Source organism: Curtobacterium sp. L1-20 (assembly GCF_048755855.1).
Lineage (GTDB): Bacteria > Actinomycetota > Actinomycetes > Actinomycetales > Microbacteriaceae > Curtobacterium.
The window spans coordinates 2845389-2861974 of record NZ_CP151473.1 but is presented as its reverse complement, the minus strand read 5'-3'; the positions used below and the strand labels follow the sequence as shown (position 1 = coordinate 2861974).

15 protein-coding genes are annotated in these 16586 nt (G+C 70.8%); 13 read left to right on the top strand and 2 right to left on the bottom strand.

What is annotated here, in order from left to right:
- Positions 1-48 precede the first annotated feature (48 nt).
- The gene (locus tag AAEP86_RS14905) at positions 49-240 is read right to left on the bottom strand and encodes a hypothetical protein (RefSeq protein WP_071261817.1); all 192 of its coding nucleotides are present in this window, start codon (positions 238-240) and stop codon (positions 49-51) included.
- 93 nt (positions 241-333) lie between these two features.
- On the opposite strand from AAEP86_RS14905, the gene AAEP86_RS14900 reads away from it, so the two are divergent.
- Positions 334-1485, top strand: a complete 1152-nt coding sequence (locus tag AAEP86_RS14900) for an SLC13 family permease (RefSeq protein ID WP_420368079.1) — start codon at positions 334-336, stop codon at positions 1483-1485.
- Positions 1486-1523: 38 nt separating this feature from the next.
- Here AAEP86_RS14900 and AAEP86_RS14895 read toward each other — a convergent pair whose 3' ends face one another.
- A complete protein-coding gene (locus AAEP86_RS14895; RefSeq protein ID WP_420368078.1) occupies positions 1524-2495 on the bottom strand; it encodes a magnesium transporter CorA family protein in 972 nt (323 codons plus the stop codon).
- 107 nt (positions 2496-2602) lie between these two features.
- Between AAEP86_RS14895 and otsA the strand changes: the two genes are divergently transcribed.
- From otsA to AAEP86_RS14835, 12 genes are all read left to right on the top strand, one after another.
- On the top strand, positions 2603-4195 hold the full coding sequence (otsA, locus tag AAEP86_RS14890; protein WP_420368077.1) for an alpha,alpha-trehalose-phosphate synthase (UDP-forming): 1593 nt from the start codon (positions 2603-2605) through the stop codon (positions 4193-4195).
- The gene (gene otsB, locus AAEP86_RS14885) at positions 4188-4970 is read left to right on the top strand and encodes a trehalose-phosphatase (protein WP_420368076.1); all 783 of its coding nucleotides are present in this window, start codon (positions 4188-4190) and stop codon (positions 4968-4970) included. The genes otsA and otsB overlap by 8 nt, the downstream gene beginning before the upstream one ends.
- Positions 4971-5060: 90 nt before the next feature.
- The gene (gene ilvD, locus AAEP86_RS14880) at positions 5061-6755 is read left to right on the top strand and encodes a dihydroxy-acid dehydratase (RefSeq protein ID WP_420368075.1); all 1695 of its coding nucleotides are present in this window, start codon (positions 5061-5063) and stop codon (positions 6753-6755) included.
- A 46-nt stretch (positions 6756-6801) separates the two neighbouring features.
- Entirely contained in the window at positions 6802-8625 is a 1824-nt protein-coding gene (locus AAEP86_RS14875; protein WP_420368074.1) for an acetolactate synthase large subunit, read from the top strand.
- Positions 8622-9122, top strand: a complete 501-nt coding sequence (gene ilvN / locus AAEP86_RS14870) for an acetolactate synthase small subunit (RefSeq protein WP_412881112.1) — start codon at positions 8622-8624, stop codon at positions 9120-9122. The genes AAEP86_RS14875 and ilvN overlap by 4 nt, the downstream gene beginning before the upstream one ends.
- 75 nt (positions 9123-9197) lie before the next feature.
- Positions 9198-10223 carry a ketol-acid reductoisomerase gene (gene ilvC, locus AAEP86_RS14865; protein ID WP_420368073.1) on the top strand — a complete coding sequence of 342 codons (1026 nt, stop codon included), beginning with the start codon at positions 9198-9200 and terminating at the stop codon, positions 10221-10223.
- A 244-nt stretch (positions 10224-10467) separates the two neighbouring features.
- Positions 10468-11658, top strand: a complete 1191-nt coding sequence (locus AAEP86_RS14860; protein WP_420368072.1) for a mannitol-1-phosphate 5-dehydrogenase — start codon at positions 10468-10470, stop codon at positions 11656-11658.
- Positions 11659-11741: 83 nt separating this feature from the next.
- Positions 11742-12179 (top strand): hypothetical protein, encoded by a 438-nt coding sequence (locus AAEP86_RS14855; RefSeq protein ID WP_420368071.1) that lies wholly within the window; start codon positions 11742-11744, stop codon positions 12177-12179.
- On the top strand, positions 12180-12572 hold the full coding sequence (locus tag AAEP86_RS14850; RefSeq protein ID WP_420368070.1) for a hypothetical protein: 393 nt from the start codon (positions 12180-12182) through the stop codon (positions 12570-12572).
- A gap of 209 nt (positions 12573-12781) precedes the next feature.
- A complete protein-coding gene (serA, locus tag AAEP86_RS14845) occupies positions 12782-14371 on the top strand; it encodes a phosphoglycerate dehydrogenase (protein ID WP_420368069.1) in 1590 nt (529 codons plus the stop codon).
- 13 nt (positions 14372-14384) lie between these two features.
- On the top strand, positions 14385-15452 hold the full coding sequence (locus tag AAEP86_RS14840) for a 3-isopropylmalate dehydrogenase (protein ID WP_420368068.1): 1068 nt from the start codon (positions 14385-14387) through the stop codon (positions 15450-15452).
- Between the two features lie 15 nt (positions 15453-15467).
- Positions 15468-16577, top strand: coding sequence for a branched-chain amino acid aminotransferase (locus AAEP86_RS14835; RefSeq protein ID WP_420368067.1), 1110 nt, complete (start codon positions 15468-15470; stop codon positions 16575-16577).
- Positions 16578-16586: the final 9 nt, after the last annotated feature.

The following is a 16586-nucleotide window of genomic DNA, read 5'->3' as shown; positions in this document are numbered from 1 at the left end:
CTGGCACCGCGCCTCCCGTCGTCCGTCGTGTCGCCTCGGCGACCCGCCTCAGGGCTGTCGCGCCTTGACGGCGCGGTCGTCCTCGACGACCGTGCCGATCGCGACGATCGTCGTCGCGAGCCACGCCACCCACGTCAGCGCGAGGCGCCAGTCGCGCGGGCCCTGGCGCGTGGTCTGCAGCACGCTGTAGCCGCTGATGAGCGAGCTCCACACGGCACCGTTGAACATGAACTTCCGCACGGGTTCCTCCTGTCGTCGTCCCGCCCACGCTACCGGCCAGTACATTGGAGCGCCGCCGGTCACCCTGCCGGCGCACCCGACAAGGAGCCGCCGTTGCGCCAGGCCGTCATCGGGGGAGCACTGCTGGTGGTCGGCGCGGTCTGCGTCGCCCTCGGACTGCTGCCCCTGCCCGATCTCGTCACCCTCGCCGACCGGGTCGTCCCCGTGCTGGCGTTCGTGCTCGGCCTGACCGTGGTCGCCGAGCTCGCAGCCGACGCCGGCGTCTTCGACCGGCTCGCCGACCTCGCGGCGCGGGTCGGCGGCGGCCGGACGATCGGTCTCTGGGGCGCGGTCGTCGTGCTCGCCGTGGTGTGCACCGTGTTCCTGTCCATCGACACCACCGCGGTGCTCCTCACGCCCATCGTCATCACGCTCGCTCGGCGCGTCGGGTTGCCGCCGATGCCGTTCGCGCTGACCACGGTGTGGCTCGCCAACACGGCCTCGCTCCTGCTGCCCGTGTCGAACCTCACGAACCTGCTCGCCGTCGACCGCATCGGGCTCGACGGTCCGATCCCGTTCGCCGGGCTGATGGTGTGGGCGGCGCTCGCCGGGGTGGTCGTGCCGTGCGTGGTGCTGCTCGTCGTGTTCCGCGGGAAGCTCTTCGGCCGGTACACACCGGTGTCCGTGCGTCCGGCGACCGACCCGGTGTTCTTCTGGTCGGCGTCCGCGGTGCTCGTGGCGCTCGTCGTCGCCCTCACCGCCGGCGTGACCGTCTGGGTGGCCGCGGTCGCCGCCGCCGTGGTCCTCGTGGTCGTCGCCGCGTTCCGGGCGCCGTCGGAGCTCAAGCCGTCGCGGGTGCCGTGGTCGACGCTGGTGTTCGCCGCGGGGCTGTTCGTGGTCGTCGAGGCGCTCCACACCACGGGCGTGACCGACCCGATCGTGCGTGCGCTGTCCGGCGGCACCGGCACCGGCCCGTTGCTCCTCCTCGGCGGTGCCGGCGCGCTCTCGGCGAACGTCATCGACAACCTGCCCGCCTACCTGGTCCTCGAACCGGCGGCCGGGCACGAGGCACTGCGCTACGCGGCGCTGCTCGTCGGCGTGAACGCCGGGTGCCTCATCACGCCGTGGGCGTCGCTCGCGACGCTCCTGTGGCACGCGCGGCTCTCGGCGGAGGGCGTGCACCTGTCGTGGGGGCGCTACATGGCGCTCGGGTGCGTGGTCGCGCCCCTCACCGTCGTGGCCGGCGTGCTCGCGCTGCGGCTGTAGCGGCGCGCCGCGGCAGACCCAGCGCGCTCGGCGCCGTGCTACAGCCAGTCGCGGTGCTTGAACGCCCGGTAGAGCAGCAGCGAGGACGCCACGATCAGCGCCAGCGACGCGAAGAGCCCGCCCCACTGGCCCTCGCCCGGGAACGTCACGTTCTGCCCGAAGAACCCGGTGATTGCCGTCGGGATCGCGATGATCGCGGCCCAGCTCGTCACCTTCTTCATCACGGTGTTCTGCCGGTTCGACGCCAGGTTCAGGTTCGTGTCGAGGATGCTCGACACCGCGTCGCGGAGCTGCTCGACCGAGTCGGCGATCGACACGAGGTGGTCCTCGACGTCGCGGAAGTACGGACGGATGCCGTCCGAGATCGTCTCGGCGTCACCGTGCAGCAGCGACGCCACGCTGTCGCGCGTCGGGACGACCTGCCTGCGGAGCACCCCGAGTGCCTTGCGGAGCCGGAACGAGCGGCGCTGGATCTGCTGCTCGCGGGGGTTGCCGTGCTCGAAGAGGTCGTCCTCGAGGTCGTCGATGCGCCGTTCGATGTCCTCCACGGTGCTCGTCGCGTGGTCGGTCACCGCGTCGAGCAGTCCCCAGACCAGCCAGGGGACCCCGTGGTCGGCGATGTCCCGGGTCGCGTCGAGGCGGCGGTCCATCGGTCCGGTGTCGACGTCGGCGCCGTGGATCGTCACGAGCGCGTGCGCGGTGACGAACGCCTTCACCTCGTGCGTGACGAGCTCGCCGTCGTCGCCGAGGCCGTCGACGTCGTAGACCACGAGGAACAGGCTGTCGCGGTACCGGTCGAGCTTCGGGCGCTGGCCGCGTTCGACCGCGTCCTCGACCGCGAGCGCGTGGATGCCGAGCTCCTCCTCGACCTGCTCGAGGTCGCTCGGCCGCGGGTCGGTGAAGTCGACCCAGACGAAGGTGTCGTCGGCGTCGACGAGGTCGGAGATCGCCTCGACCGGGAAGTCCCGTTCCGCCGCGGCACCGTTCCGCCACGCCCGTGTCATGACCATGCCGACGAGCCTACTGACGGCGCCCCGGGAGCCGGCTGCCCGCGCGCTGGTACCGTCGGCGGCGGACCCGGTGCTCGAGCCGGGCGGAACGGAGACCCCACCACCCCATGGCTGCACCCCGCACCGAACAGACCCGGTACTCCTTCGTCGTCGCCTCGAACCGCCTGCCGGTGGACCGCGTCGTCGACGAGGACGGCAACGAGGGCTGGCGGCACTCGCCCGGTGGCCTGGTGACCGCGCTCGAGCCGGTGATGCGGGCGAACGACGGCGCCTGGGTCGGGTGGGTCGGGCAGCCCGACGTCGACGTCGCGCCGTTCGACAACGAGGGCATCCACATCGTCCCGGTGCCGCTCACCGCGTCCGACGTCGAGGACTACTACGAGGGCTTCAGCAACGACACGCTCTGGCCGCTCTACCACGACGTGATCGAGCACCCGAGCTACCACCGCGACTGGTGGAACGCCTACAAGGCCGTGAACAAGCGGTTCGCGGAGCAGATCGCCGAGATCGTCGAGCAGGACGGCATCGTCTGGGTGCAGGACTACCAGCTCCAGCTCGTGCCGGCCCTGCTGCGCGCGCTCCGCCCGGACCTCACCATCGGCTTCTTCAACCACATCCCGTTCCCGCCGGTCGGGATCTACGCGCAGCTGCCGTGGCGTGCGCAGATCCTCGACGGACTGCTCGGCGCCGACGTGATCGGCTTCCAGCGGCACGACGACGCGAGCGACTTCCTCCGGGCCGTCCGGCACATCAAGGGCTACACGACGAAGGGCTCGACGATCGACGTCCCCGTCGACGACCCCGAAGCGCCGCGCAGCCGCAAGGGCATCACGGTCCGGCACGTCGAGGCCCGGCACTTCCCGATCTCGATCGACGCCGAGAGCTTCGAGGACATCGCCCGGCGGCCCGAGGTCCAGGAGCGGGCCCGCGAGATCCGCGCCGGACTCGGCAACCCGGGGACGGTCCTGCTCGGCGTGGACCGGCTCGACTACACCAAGGGCATCCGGCACCGCATCAAGGCCTTCGGCGAACTCATCGAGGACGGTCGGCTGCGGGTCGAGGACGCGACGCTCGTGCAGGTCGCGAGCCCGAGCCGTGAGCGCGTCGACACGTACAAGACGCTCCGCGACGAGATCGAGCTGAGCGTCGGGCGGATCAACGGCGACCTCGGGACGATCGGGCACCAGCCCATCTCGTACCTGCACCACGGGTACCCCCGCGAGGAGATGGTGGCGCTGTACCTCGCCGCGGACATCATGCTCGTCACGGCCCTGCGCGACGGCATGAACCTCGTCGCGAAGGAGTACGTCGCGACGCGCTTCGACAACGACGGCGTCCTGATCCTGTCCGAGTTCGCCGGTGCCGCCGACGAGCTCAAGCAGGCCGTCATCATCAACCCGCACGACATCGGCGCCCTCAAGGACTCGATCCAGCGCGCGATCGAGATGCCACGTCGCGAGCGCTCCACCCGGATGCGCGCGCTCCGCAAGCGCGTGCGCGACAACGACGTGGCCCGCTGGTCCCGGTCGTTCCTCGAGGCGCTCGACCGGCACGCCCCCCGCAACGCGCGCATCGACCCGTCCGCGACGGACCCGGCGGACCGCCACCGCGAGGCACAGACGGACAACATGTCGATCTTCGACCAGGACGCGCAGACCGCGCGTGCCGCCGAGGACACCCGGGAGGCGCGTGATGCCTGAGACCACCGCCGACCAGTCCGCCGTCGACGCGGCCCTCGAGACGCTCGCGGCTGCACCGCGACTCCTCGTCGCGCTCGACTTCGACGGCACGCTCGCGCCGTTCGCCGACGAGCCCTCGCAGGTCGGCGCGCTGCCCGCGTCGTGGGCGGCCGTCCTCACCCTGCACCGGGCGAGGGACACCGAGGTGGTCCTCGTCTCCGGCCGCCCGCTCGACAGCCTCGCGGCCGTGAGCCACGCCCCGGCGGAGATGGCCCTGGTCGGCTCGCACGGTGTCGAGTGGCGGGTCGACGGACACGACGAGGCCGCACTGACCGATGACGAGGTCGCCCGCGTCGCCCGGGTCGGCGCCGCGCTCGACGCCGTGGGGGAGCGCTTCCCCGGGGTCGTCATCGAGCACAAGCCGGCGGGGCACGGTGTGCACACCCGACGGGTCGGTTCCGACGTCGCGGCCGAGGCGGACGCCGCGGCCAGCGCCGCGGCGCACGAGGCCGACCCCGACGTGCTCGAGCGCGGCGGCAAGGACATCCTCGAGTTCGCCGTGCGGCACGTCACCAAGGGGGACGCGATCGCGCGCCTCCGCGACCTGCACGGCGCCGACGCGGTGTTCTTCGCCGGGGACGACGTCACCGACGAGGACGCCTTCCGGGTGCTCGGCGACGGTGACGTCGGCGTGAAGGTGGGGGAGGGCGAGACCCTCGCCGCGTACCGGGTGGCCGACCCCGCAGCCCTGACCGGCGTCCTGAAGCAGCTGGCGCGCGCACGGGCGGTCCGCTGACGGAGGCGACCAGCGCCTCCCGGCCTGCCGTCAGCATGCGGACGCATGTTGTTGTCCGGTTGGTATCCCAACTGCGCCTAGACTCGCCCCATGCCTGACATCGACGTGAAGCCCCGCAGCCGGGTCGTCACCGACGGGATCGAAGCGACCACCTCGCGTGGCATGCTCCGGGCCGTCGGCATGGGCGACGAGGACTGGGAGAAGCCGCAGATCGGGATCGCGTCCTCCTGGAACGAGATCACCCCCTGCAACCTGTCCCTCGACCGCCTCGCGCAGGGCGCCAAGGAAGGCGTCCACTCGGGTGGCGGCTACCCGCTCCAGTTCGGCACCATCTCCGTCTCCGACGGCATCTCGATGGGCCACGAGGGCATGCACTTCTCGCTCGTCTCGCGCGAGGTCATCGCCGACAGCGTCGAGACGGTCGTCAACGCCGAGCGCCTGGACGGCACCGTCCTGCTCGCCGGCTGCGACAAGTCGCTCCCGGGCATGCTGATGGCGGCGGCCCGCCTCGACCTCGCGAGCGTCTTCCTCTACGCGGGCTCGGTCATGCCGGGTTACGTGAAGCAGGCCGACGGCTCCTTCAAGGAGGTCACGATCATCGACTCCTTCGAGGGCGTCGGAGCGTGCAAGGCCGGCACCATGTCGGAAGCCGAGCTGAAGAAGATCGAGTGCGCCATCGTCCCCGGCGAGGGCGCCTGCGGTGGCATGTACACCGCGAACACCATGGCGTCGGTGGCCGAGGCCCTCGGCATGTCCCTGCCGGGCAGTGCGGCGCCGCCCAGCGCCGACCGTCGTCGTGACTACTACGCGCACCGCTCCGGCGAGGCCGTGGTGAACATGCTCCGGATGGGGCTCACCGCGCGCCAGATCCTGACGAAGGAGGCGTTCGAGAACGCCATCGCCGTCGCCATGGCCCTCGGAGGCTCGACCAACGTGGTCCTGCACCTCCTCGCCATCGCGCACGAGGCCGAGGTCGAGCTCTCCCTCGACGACTTCAACCGCATCGGCTCGCAGGTCCCGCACCTCGCCGACATGAAGCCGTTCGGCAAGTACGTCATGGTCGACGTGGACCGCAACGGCGGCATCCCGGTGATCATGAAGGCGCTCCTCGACGCCGGGCTGCTGCACGGCGACGTCATGACCGTCACGGGCAAGACCCTCGCCGAGAACCTCGCCGAGATCGACCCGCCGGAGCTCGACGGCGAGGTGTTCCGGAAGCTCGACAACCCGATCCACGCGACCGGCGGCCTCACCATCCTGCAGGGCTCCTTCGCCCCCGAGGGTGCCGTCGTGAAGACCGCCGGGTTCGACGCCGAGGTGTTCGAGGGCCCCGCGCGGGTGTTCGACCGCGAGCGCGCCGCGATGGACGCCCTGACCGAGGGGACGATCCAGAAGGGCGACGTCGTCGTGATCCGCTACGAGGGCCCCAAGGGCGGACCGGGCATGCGCGAGATGCTCGCCATCACGGCCGCGATCAAGGGCGCGGGCCTCGGCAAGGATGTACTACTGTTGACGGACGGACGATTCTCAGGCGGCACAACCGGCCTGTGCATCGGCCACATCGCACCGGAAGCGGTGGACGCAGGTCCAGTCGCATTCGTGCGCGATGGCGACCGCATCCGTGTCGACATCGCGGCTCGCTCGCTCGACCTACTGGTCGACGACGCCGAGCTGGAAGCCCGCCGAGAAGGCTGGGCCCCGCTGCCCCCGCGCTACACCCGCGGAGTCCTCGCGAAGTTCGCGAAGCTCGTCCAGTCCGCCGCCAAGGGCGCGGTCACGGGCTAGCGTCGACACACGCACCATCGCCACCTCTCCAGGCAAGGACCACCTCATGCCCACGGAAGCCACTCCGCTGTCCGCGGCCGCCGGTGCACGCCGGACGCCGGAGACCCTGACCGGCTCGGGAGCCGTCCTCCGGACGCTCGAGCACCTCGGGATCACCGACGTCTTCGGCCTGCCGGGCGGTGCCATCATCCCGTTCTACGACGAGCTGATGGCGTCCACCACGATCCGCCACATCCTCGTCCGCCACGAACAGGGCGCCGGGCACGCCGCCGAGGGCTACGCCTCGGCGTCGGGCAAGGTCGGTGTCGCCATCGCGACGTCCGGCCCCGGTGCGACGAACCTCGTGACGGCGATCGCCGACGCCTACATGGACTCGGTGCCGTTCATCGCCATCACCGGGCAGGTGTTCTCGACCCTCATGGGCACGGACGCCTTCCAGGAAGCCGACATCGTCGGCATCACGATGCCGATCACGAAGCACTCGTTCCTCGTGACCAAGCCGGAGGACATCCCGGCGACGCTCGCCGCCGCGCACCTGATCGCGACGACCGGTCGTCCGGGTCCGGTGCTGGTGGACATCACGAAGGACGCCCAGCAGATGTCGGCGCCCTACGTGTGGCCGCCGAAGATCGACCTGCCCGGCTACCGGCCGGTCACGAAGGCGCACGGCAAGCAGATCGCCGCGGCCGCGCAGCTGCTGTCCGAGTCGCAGCGTCCGGTGCTCTACGTCGGCGGCGGTGTCATCCGCTCCGGCGCGACCGCCGAGCTGCTCCGCTTCGCCGAGGCCACCGGCGCGCCCGTCGTCACGACCCTGATGGCACGGGGTGCGTTCCCCGACTCGCACCCGCAGCACCTCGGCATGCCCGGCATGCACGGCACGGTGCCGGCCGTGCTCGGGCTGCAGGACAGCGACCTCATCATCGCCCTCGGTGCCCGCTTCGACGACCGGGTGACCGGCAAGGCCGACGAGTTCGCGCCGAACGCCAAGGTCGTGCACGTCGACATCGACCCCGCCGAGATCTCGAAGATCCGCTTCGCCGACGTCCCGATCGTGGGCGACGCACGCGAGGTCCTGGGTGACCTGCTCGACGCGTGGGGTGGCATCGCCGTCGAGGACCGCGCATCGACCGCCGAGTGGTGGGCGAAGCTCGAGCAGCTCAAGGCCGACTTCCCGCTCGGGTACGCCGAGCCGACCGACGGGCTCCTCGCGCCGCAGGCGATCATCAAGCGCATCGGCGAGCTCACCGGCCCGGAGGGCGTCTTCGCCTCCGGGGTCGGACAGCACCAGATGTGGTCCGCGCAGTTCATCAAGTACGAGCGGCCGAACGCCTGGCTGAACTCCGGCGGTGCCGGCACGATGGGCTACTCGGTGCCCGCCGCGATGGGCGCGAAGGTCGCCGAGCCGGACCGCGTGGTCTGGGCGATCGACGGCGACGGCTGCTTCCAGATGACCAACCAGGAACTCGCGACCTGCGTCATCAACGACATCCCGATCAAGGTCGCGATCATCAACAACTCATCGCTCGGCATGGTGCGGCAGTGGCAGACGCTGTTCTACGACGGCCGACACTCCTTCACCGACCTGCAGACCGGTCACGGCACCCGCCGGGTCCCGGACTTCGTGAAGCTCGCCGACGCCTACGGTGCCCTCGGTATCCGTGTCGAGCGCGCCGACCAGGTGGACGCCGCGATCCAGCTCGCCCTCGAGACCAACGACCGCCCCGTGGTGATCGACTTCGTCGTGAGCCGTGACTCGATGGTCTGGCCGATGGTCCCGCAGGGTGTCAGCAACTCGTCCATCGAGTACGCCCAGGCCCTCGCACCCACCTGGGACGACGAGGACGCCGACATGACGGGGGAAACCGCATGAGCCACGTCCTCTCCCTCCTCGTCGAGGACAAGCCCGGTCTGCTGACGCGCGTCGCCGGCCTCTTCGCCCGCCGCGGGTTCAACATCGAGTCCCTCGCCGTGGGCAACACCGAGGTCGAGGGCCTGTCCCGCATCACGGTCGTCGTCGACGTCGAGGACCTCCCGCTGGAACAGGTGACGAAGCAGCTCAACAAGCTCGTGAACGTCATCAAGATCGTCGAGCTGGACTTCCCGCAGTCCGTCCAGCGCGAGCACATGCTCGTGAAGGTGCGTGTCGACAACCAGACGCGCTCGGCGGTGCTCGAAGCAGTGACCCTGTTCCGTGCCCAGGTCGTCGACGTGGCGACCGACTCGCTCGTCGTCGAGGTGACCGGCGACCCCGGCAAGATCCAGGCGATCCTCCGCGTGCTCGAGCCCTACGGCATCAAGGAGCTCGCCCGCGCGGGCCTGCTCGGCATGGGCCGCGGACCGAAGAGCATCACCGACCGCGTGCGCTGAGCGCCGGTCACCCGACCCCGGGCAGCCGCCGACGGCGCCCGCACCAGACCACCGGAACCAAGGAGACACACCCTCGTGACTGACATCGTGTACGACGCCGACGCCGACCTGACGCTCATCCAGGGCAAGAAGGTCGCCGTCATCGGGTACGGCTCGCAGGGCCACGCCCACGCCCTCAACCTCCGCGACAGCGGCGTCGAGGTCAAGATCGGCCTGCAGGAGGGTTCGAAGAGCCGTCAGAAGGCCGAAGAGGCCGGCTTCGAGGTGCACGCCCCCGCCGAGGCCACGAAGTGGGCGGACGTCGTCGTCATCCTCGCGCCGGACCAGGTCCAGCGCATCGTCTACAAGGACGACATCGAGCCGAACCTGCAGCCGGGCGCGACGCTCGTCTTCGGCCACGGGTTCAACATCCGCTTCGGCTACATCCAGGCTCCCGAGGGCGTGGACGTCTCCCTGGTCGCACCGAAGGGCCCCGGTCACACCGTGCGCCGCGAGTACGAGGCCGGCCGTGGCGTCCCCGTGATCGTCGCCGTCGAGGTCGACGCGTCCGGTTCCGCGTGGGACCTCGCGTGGTCGTACGCGAAGGCCATCGGCGGCCTGCGCTCCGGCGGCATCAAGACGACCTTCACCGAGGAGACCGAGACCGACCTGTTCGGCGAGCAGGCCGTCCTCTGCGGTGGCACCTCGCAGCTCATCCAGTACGGCTTCGAGACCCTGGTCGAGGCGGGCTACCAGCCGCAGATCGCGTACTTCGAGGTGCTGCACGAGCTCAAGCTCATCGTCGACCTCATCTGGGAGGGCGGCCTCACCAAGCAGCGCTGGTCCATCTCGGACACGGCCGAGTTCGGTGACTACGTTTCCGGCCCGCGCGTCATCTCGCCCGAGGTCAAGGAGAACATGAAGGCGGTGCTCGCGGACATCCAGAACGGTGCCTTCGCGAAGCGCTTCATCGACGACCAGGACGCCGGCGCACCGGAGTTCAAGGCGCTGCGCGCGAAGGGCGAGGGCCACCCGATCGAGGCGACCGGCCGCGAGCTCCGCGCCCTCTTCGCCTGGAAGCAGAACGACGGCGACTACGTGGACGGTTCCGCAGCGCGGTAGTCTTCCGACACCACTCGAAACCCGAGGTGGCGGTGCGGACGCACCGGCCCTCGGACCCGGGGCGGCGGTGCACCTGCACCGCCGCCTCGCGATGTGACCCGAACGTTATGCAGCAGCTCTCCTCCCGCCCTGACGCCGTGGACCGGCGTCCCCGTGGCGTACCCGCGGCACCCGCCCGCCCGTCTTCGTCCGCCCCGGCCGCGGTCGGTCGAGAACCGGCCGATCGGCATGGGAGGATCGTGGGATGTCGGTGACGAAGCGAGCGGTCCACATCGGCGCCGGCAAGATCGGGCGCGGATTCGTGGGCCAGTTCCTGGTCGCGAGCGGCTACGAGCTCACGTTCGTCGACGTCGACGACCGCGTCGTGTCCGCGCTGAACGAGGCCGGCCGGTTCGTGGTGCACGAGGTGGGCGAGATGCCCGTCGAGCACACGGTCCACGGCTTCCGCGCACTGAGCAGCAAGACCGACCGCGACCAGGTCATCCGCGCGATCGCCGAGGCCGACGTCGTCACCACCGCCGTCGGCGCCCGCACGCTCCCGCTCGTCGCCCCGGTGATCGCCGAGGGGCTCGCCGCACGAGCGGACGACCGCGGCGCCGTGACGATCGTCGCGTGCGAGAACGCCTTCAACGCGACGGACTCGCTGCACGCCAGCATCCGGCGCGCCCCCATCCTCGAGGACCGGGACGTCGCGGCGGTCTTCGCCAACTGCGCCATCGACCGCATCGTCCCCGACCAGTCCGGCGTGCTCGGGCAGTCCGGTGGCCTCGACGTCGTCCTCGAACCCTTCTACGAGTGGGTCATCGAGCGCACGCCCTTCGCCGGGTCCGGGGCGGAACCGCCGGAGATCGACGGCGTCACGTGGGTGGACGACCTCCAGCCCTTCGTCGAGCGGAAGCTCTACACGGTCAACACCGCGCACGCGACCGCCGCGTACCACGGCTACGTCCGTGGCATCCGCCTCATCCGCGAAGCCCTCGAGGACGAGGCAGTGCGCGCCGAGGTCGACGGCGTCCTCGCCGAGACGACCGCCCTGCTGGTCGCCAAGCACGGCTTCGACCCCGAGGAGCACGCGCGGTACGTCGCCGCGAACCTCTCCCGCATCGCGAACCCGCACCTGCCGGACACGACCGTCCGTGTCGGCCGGAACCCGCTCCGGAAGCTCGGTCGCCGCGAGCGCTTCGTCGGACCCGCATCCCAGCTCGCCGAGCGCGGGCTGCCGGTCGACCACCTGCTCGGCGCGGTCCGGGTGGCCCTCGACTTCGACGACGAGAACGACCCCGAGTCGATCGAGCTGCACGCGCTCCTCCGCTCCGGCGCCACCGCGCACGCCCTCACCGAGATCCTCACGGGGCTGATGGAGAGCCACCCGCTCTTTCCCGCCGTGCGCGACGTCGTCGCCCAGGTGCTCGAGACGCAGCCGGCCGACGTCTGAGGACGGGTGTCCAGCGTCCGTGGACGCGCGGCACAGCCGCCTCGTGGTCCCGTCGGCGCGCGGTCCCTCGTAGAATCGGGGGCATGACCACGGCAGCATCCCCGCCCGACGGCTCGGTCGACCACGACGACGACGCCCTCAGCTGGGGTGACGCCGACGACGCGACCCACGTCGACGCGGCGCACAACCCGGTGGCGGTCAAGGACCGCGGGACCCGGGACCCGGAAGCACCGGAGACCTCCGGTGCGCTCGTCGGCTTCGGTGTCTTCGGTGGCCTCTACCTGCTCTACACGGTGGCGTGGCTGCTCACCGCATCGACCTCGTACGTCTCCGGCGTCGACACCGTCCTCACGGTCTTCGTCGAGGTGCTCCGTTTCCTCTCCATCGTCGCGCCGGCACTGTGGTTCACCGTGGTCCTCTGGGCACTCCGCGGTCGTCGCACCCGCACGCGTCTGCTGTGGATGCTGCTCGGCGCCGTCGTCCTCTTCCCGTGGCCGTTCCTCATGACGCGGAGCTTCTAGATGACCGCCACGACACCGACCGTCCGCCGTCCCGCCGCGCCGCTCGTCGGACGCCTCGTGGTGTGGGTGGTCTTCGCACTGCTCTTCGCCTACATGACGGTCCAGAGCGTCGGCAACCTCGTCACCATCTCGGGGTCCGTCCGCGACTTCAACGCGTTCCTCGACTCGACGTCCGGTGGCGACTCGCTCCGGACGAGCACGCCGTGGGTGTGGCTCGTCCTCGACATCGCGATCGCCCCGGTCGCGTTCGTCGTCGCCCTCTGGCTGACCCGTCGGTCCCGCCTCGCGATCACGGTGGCGGTCTTCGTGCTCGCCTTCGCGGCCGCGGGCGCGCTCTGGCTGGACCTCCAGTTGTTCGTCCCCAGCCTGCTGGACTTCGGACGCACGTCCTGACGGACCGGCGCGTGCCGCTCGGCGGCGCCGCGAAGCGGTGCGCGGTGCGCGCCGAGCGAGCCTGCGAGCGAGGACGGTGCGGGCCCGCACCGCGCCTCCCGTCCGTCCCCGGCGCGGGTCCACAGGCGAGCGTCGCGGCGGTCGTAACCGACCGCACACGTCGGTAGGGTGGTGGGACACCGCCCGTCTCGTGTGAGGAAACTGCTGCTGTGCCGAAGCCGGTCGTCCTGATCGCCGAAGAACTCTCGCCCGCCACGGTCGACGCCCTCGGGCCCGACTTCGAGATCCGGAACGTGGACGGTACCGACCGTGCCGCGCTCCTGGCCTCCCTCGCCGACGCGCACGCCGTGTTGGTGCGTTCCGCCACCAAGGTCGACGCCGAGGCGATCGCCGCGGCCCCGAACCTCAAGGTCGTCGCCCGTGCCGGCGTCGGTCTCGACAACGTCGACATCAAGGCCGCGACGACCGCCGGGGTGATGGTCGTCAACGCGCCGACCTCGAACATCATCTCCGCGGCCGAGCTCACGGTCGGTCACATCCTGTCGCTCGCCCGGCACATCCCGGCGGCGCACGCCTCGCTCGCGGCCGGCGCCTGGAAGCGCTCCGCGTACACCGGCGTCGAGCTGTACGAGAAGACCGTCGGCATCATCGGCCTCGGCCGGATCGGCGCGCTCATCACGCAGCGGTTGCAGGCGTTCGGCGTCCAGGTGATCGCGTACGACCCGTACGTCACCACGGCACGCGCGCAGCAGCTCGGGGTCGAGCTGGTCTCGCTCGACGACCTCCTCCGCCGCTCGGACTTCATCACGATCCACATGCCGAAGACCCCGGAGACGGTCGGCATGCTGTCGGACGACCAGTTCGCGCTCATGAAGCCGAGCGCGTTCGTCGTCAACGTCGCCCGCGGTGGCCTGATCGACGAGGACGCCCTCCACCGGGCCCTCACGTCGAACACGATCGCCGGCGCCGGCCTCGACGTCTTCGTGTCGGAGCCGCCGAAGGACTCGCCGCTGGTCGCCCTGCCGAACGTCGTCGTCACGCCGCACCTCGGCGCCTCGACCGACGAGGCCCAGGAGAAGGCGGGCGTCTCGGTCGCCAAGTCGGTCCGCCTCGCGCTCGGTGGCGAACTCGTGCCGGACGCGGTGAACGTCGCCGGCGGCGTCATCGACCCGTACGTGCGCCCGGGCATCCCGCTCGTCGAGAAGCTCGGCCAGGTCTTCACCGGCCTGGCGACCTCACCGGTGACGAGCATCGACGTCGAGGTGCACGGCGAACTCGCCGGCTACGACGTCAGCGTGCTCAAGCTCGCCGCGCTGAAGGGCGTCTTCACCGACGTCGTCAGCGACCAGGTGTCGTACGTGAACGCTCCGCTCATCGCCGAGCAGCGCGGCGTCAGCGTGCGCCTCATCACCGACGCGGACAGCTCCGAGTACCGCAACGTGCTCACCATCCGCGGCGCCCAGTCCGACGGGCCGGCGATCAGCGTGTCCGGCACGCTCACCGGGCCGAAGCAGGTCGCGAAGCTCGTCGAGATCAACGGCCACGACGTCGAGGTCGCCCTCGCCGAGCACCACGTGGTGATGGTCTACACGGACCGTCCGGGCATCGTCGCGGTCTACGGCAAGGAGTTCGGCGACGCCGGCATCAACATCGCCGCGATGCAGATCTCGCGTGAGGCCGCCGGCGGTCAGGCACTCAGCGTGCTCACCGTCGACTCGCCGGTCCCGGCCGAGATCCTCGAACACGTCCGGTCGACGATCGACGCGGCGTCGCTCCGCGAGATCGACATCACGCTGTAGGGGAGTGGCGGACATGGCACAGACGGTCAAGCTCGCGGTCATCCGCGGGGACGGCATCGGGCCCGAGGTCGTCGACGAGGCCCTGAAGGTCCTGCACGCGGTGCTGCCGGACGACCTCGTCGTCGAGGAGACCCCGTTCTCCCTCGGTGCCGCGCGGTTCCTCGAGACGGGGGACATCCTCACGGAGGACGACATGTCCGCCATCGCCACGCACGACGCGATCCTCCTCGGCGCCGTCGGCGGGGATCCCCGCGACCCCCGGCTCGCCGGCGGGATCATCGAGCGCGGGCTGCTGCTGAAGCTCCGCTTCGCCTTCGACCACTACGTGAACCTGCGCCCGACCAAGGTCTACGGCACCGTGGGCTCCCCGCTCGCCGACCCGGGTGCGGTCGACTTCGTGGTCGTGCGCGAGGGCACCGAAGGACCGTACGTCGGCAACGGCGGAGCGATCCGCACCGGGACGCCGCACGAGATCGCGACCGAGGTTTCGCTGAACACGGCGTACGGCGTCGAGCGCGTCGTGCGCTACGCGTTCGCACTGGCGGACCGCCGGGCGCGGAAGCACCTCACGCTCGTCCACAAGAGCAACGTCCTCGTGCATGCCGGAGCCCTCTGGCAGCGGACCGTCGCGGCCGTCGGGCAGGAGTACCCGGACGTCACGGTGGACTACCAGCACGTCGACGCCGTCACGATCCACATGGTGCAGGACCCTGCGCGCTTCGACGTCATCGTCACCGACAACCTCTTCGGCGACATCATCACCGACCTCGCCGGCGCGATCAGCGGCGGCATCGGTCTGGCGGCCTCGGGCAACATCAACCCGGACGGCACCTTCCCCAGCATGTTCGAGCCGGTCCACGGCTCGGCGCCGGACATCGCGGGCCAGCAGGTCGCCGACCCGACCGCCGCCGTCCTGTCCGTCGCCCTGCTGCTCGAGCACCTCGGCCGAGCAGACCTGGCGGCGGCCGTGACGCGGGCGGTCGAGGCCGACCTCGCCGGCCGCGGCAGCACGCCGCGCAGCACGGCCGAGGTCGGCGACGCCATCGCCGCAGCGGCCGCTGCACGCACCACCACCGCCTGACAGGAGTCTCCCCAGATGAGCACCGACACCGACTTCGGACTCGAGTTCGCGACCACCCCGTCGGCCGAGCGGCGCGCCGCGGCCGAGCGTGAGGAGATCCTCGCCGACCCGGGATTCGGCAAGCACTTCACCGACCACATGGCCACGGTGCAGTGGACGCTCGACGGCGGGTGGCACGACGCGTCCGTCCACCCGTACGGTCCGCTGACCCTCGACCCGAGCGCGAGTGTGCTGCACTACGCGCAGGAGATCTTCGAGGGCCTGAAGGCGTACCGGCACGAGGACGGTTCGGTGTGGACGTTCCGCCCCGACGCGAACGCGCGACGGTTCCAGCGGTCCGCCCGGCGCCTGGCGCTCCCGGAACTCCCGGTGGAGACGTTCGTCGAGTCGATCCGCCAGCTCGTGCAGACGGACGTGGACTGGGTGCCGTCGGCTCCGGAGACCAGCCTGTACCTCCGGCCGTTCATGATCGCCACGGAGTCCTTCCTCGGCGTGCGCGCCGCGCAGGCCGTGGCGTACCACTGCATCGCGAGTCCGGCGGGCGCCTACTTCACCTCGGGCCCCAAGCCGGTGTCGATCTGGCTCTCGACGCAGTACGCCCGCGCCGGCAAGGGCGGGACCGGTGCAGCGAAGACCGGCGGCAACTACGCGTCGTCGCTGCTGCCCCAGCAGGAGGCCTACGAGCACGGTTGCCAGCAGGTGATGTTCCTCGACTCGGTGGAGGGCAAGTACCTCGAGGAGCTCGGTGGGATGAACGTCGTCCTCGTCAAGTCCGACGGCACGCTCGTGACCCCCGACTCGGACTCGATCCTCGAGGGCATCACGCGGGACTCGATCCTGCAGCTGGCCGAGGACCGCGGACTCCGTGTCGAGCGCCGTCGGGTGACCCTCGACGAGTGGCGCGACGGTGTCGCCGACGGCTCCATCACCGAGGCGTTCGCGTGCGGGACGGCGGCCGTGGTCACCCCGATCGCGGAGCTCCGCGGCGACGGGTTCACGATCGGCTCACCGACGGTCGGTGCCGGCGAGCTCACGATGTCGCTCCGCGACGAGCTCACCGACATCCAGTACGGTCGGCGCGCCGATCCGCACGGCTGGATGACGCGCCTCACCGATCCCGCCTGACACCCATCC

What these genes read in the sequence shown, in the direction of transcription:
- otsA (WP_420368077.1), top strand. Translation starts at nt 2,603, where the DNA reads ATGGCTGCACCCCGCACCGAACAGACCCGGTACTCCTTCGTCGTCGCC.
- AAEP86_RS14840 (WP_420368068.1), top strand. Translation starts at nt 14,385, where the DNA reads ATGGCACAGACGGTCAAGCTCGCGGTCATCCGCGGGGACGGCATCGGG.
- AAEP86_RS14875 (WP_420368074.1), top strand. Translation starts at nt 6,802, where the DNA reads ATGCCCACGGAAGCCACTCCGCTGTCCGCGGCCGCCGGTGCACGCCGG.
- ilvN (WP_412881112.1), top strand. Translation starts at nt 8,622, where the DNA reads ATGAGCCACGTCCTCTCCCTCCTCGTCGAGGACAAGCCCGGTCTGCTG.
- AAEP86_RS14835 (WP_420368067.1), top strand. Translation starts at nt 15,468, where the DNA reads ATGAGCACCGACACCGACTTCGGACTCGAGTTCGCGACCACCCCGTCG.
- ilvD (WP_420368075.1), top strand. Translation starts at nt 5,061, where the DNA reads ATGCCTGACATCGACGTGAAGCCCCGCAGCCGGGTCGTCACCGACGGG.
- AAEP86_RS14850 (WP_420368070.1), top strand. Translation starts at nt 12,180, where the DNA reads ATGACCGCCACGACACCGACCGTCCGCCGTCCCGCCGCGCCGCTCGTC.
- otsB (WP_420368076.1), top strand. Translation starts at nt 4,188, where the DNA reads ATGCCTGAGACCACCGCCGACCAGTCCGCCGTCGACGCGGCCCTCGAG.
- AAEP86_RS14855 (WP_420368071.1), top strand. Translation starts at nt 11,742, where the DNA reads ATGACCACGGCAGCATCCCCGCCCGACGGCTCGGTCGACCACGACGAC.
- AAEP86_RS14860 (WP_420368072.1), top strand. Translation starts at nt 10,468, where the DNA reads ATGTCGGTGACGAAGCGAGCGGTCCACATCGGCGCCGGCAAGATCGGG.
- AAEP86_RS14895 (WP_420368078.1), bottom strand. Translation starts at nt 2,495, where the DNA reads ATGGTCATGACACGGGCGTGGCGGAACGGTGCCGCGGCGGAACGGGAC.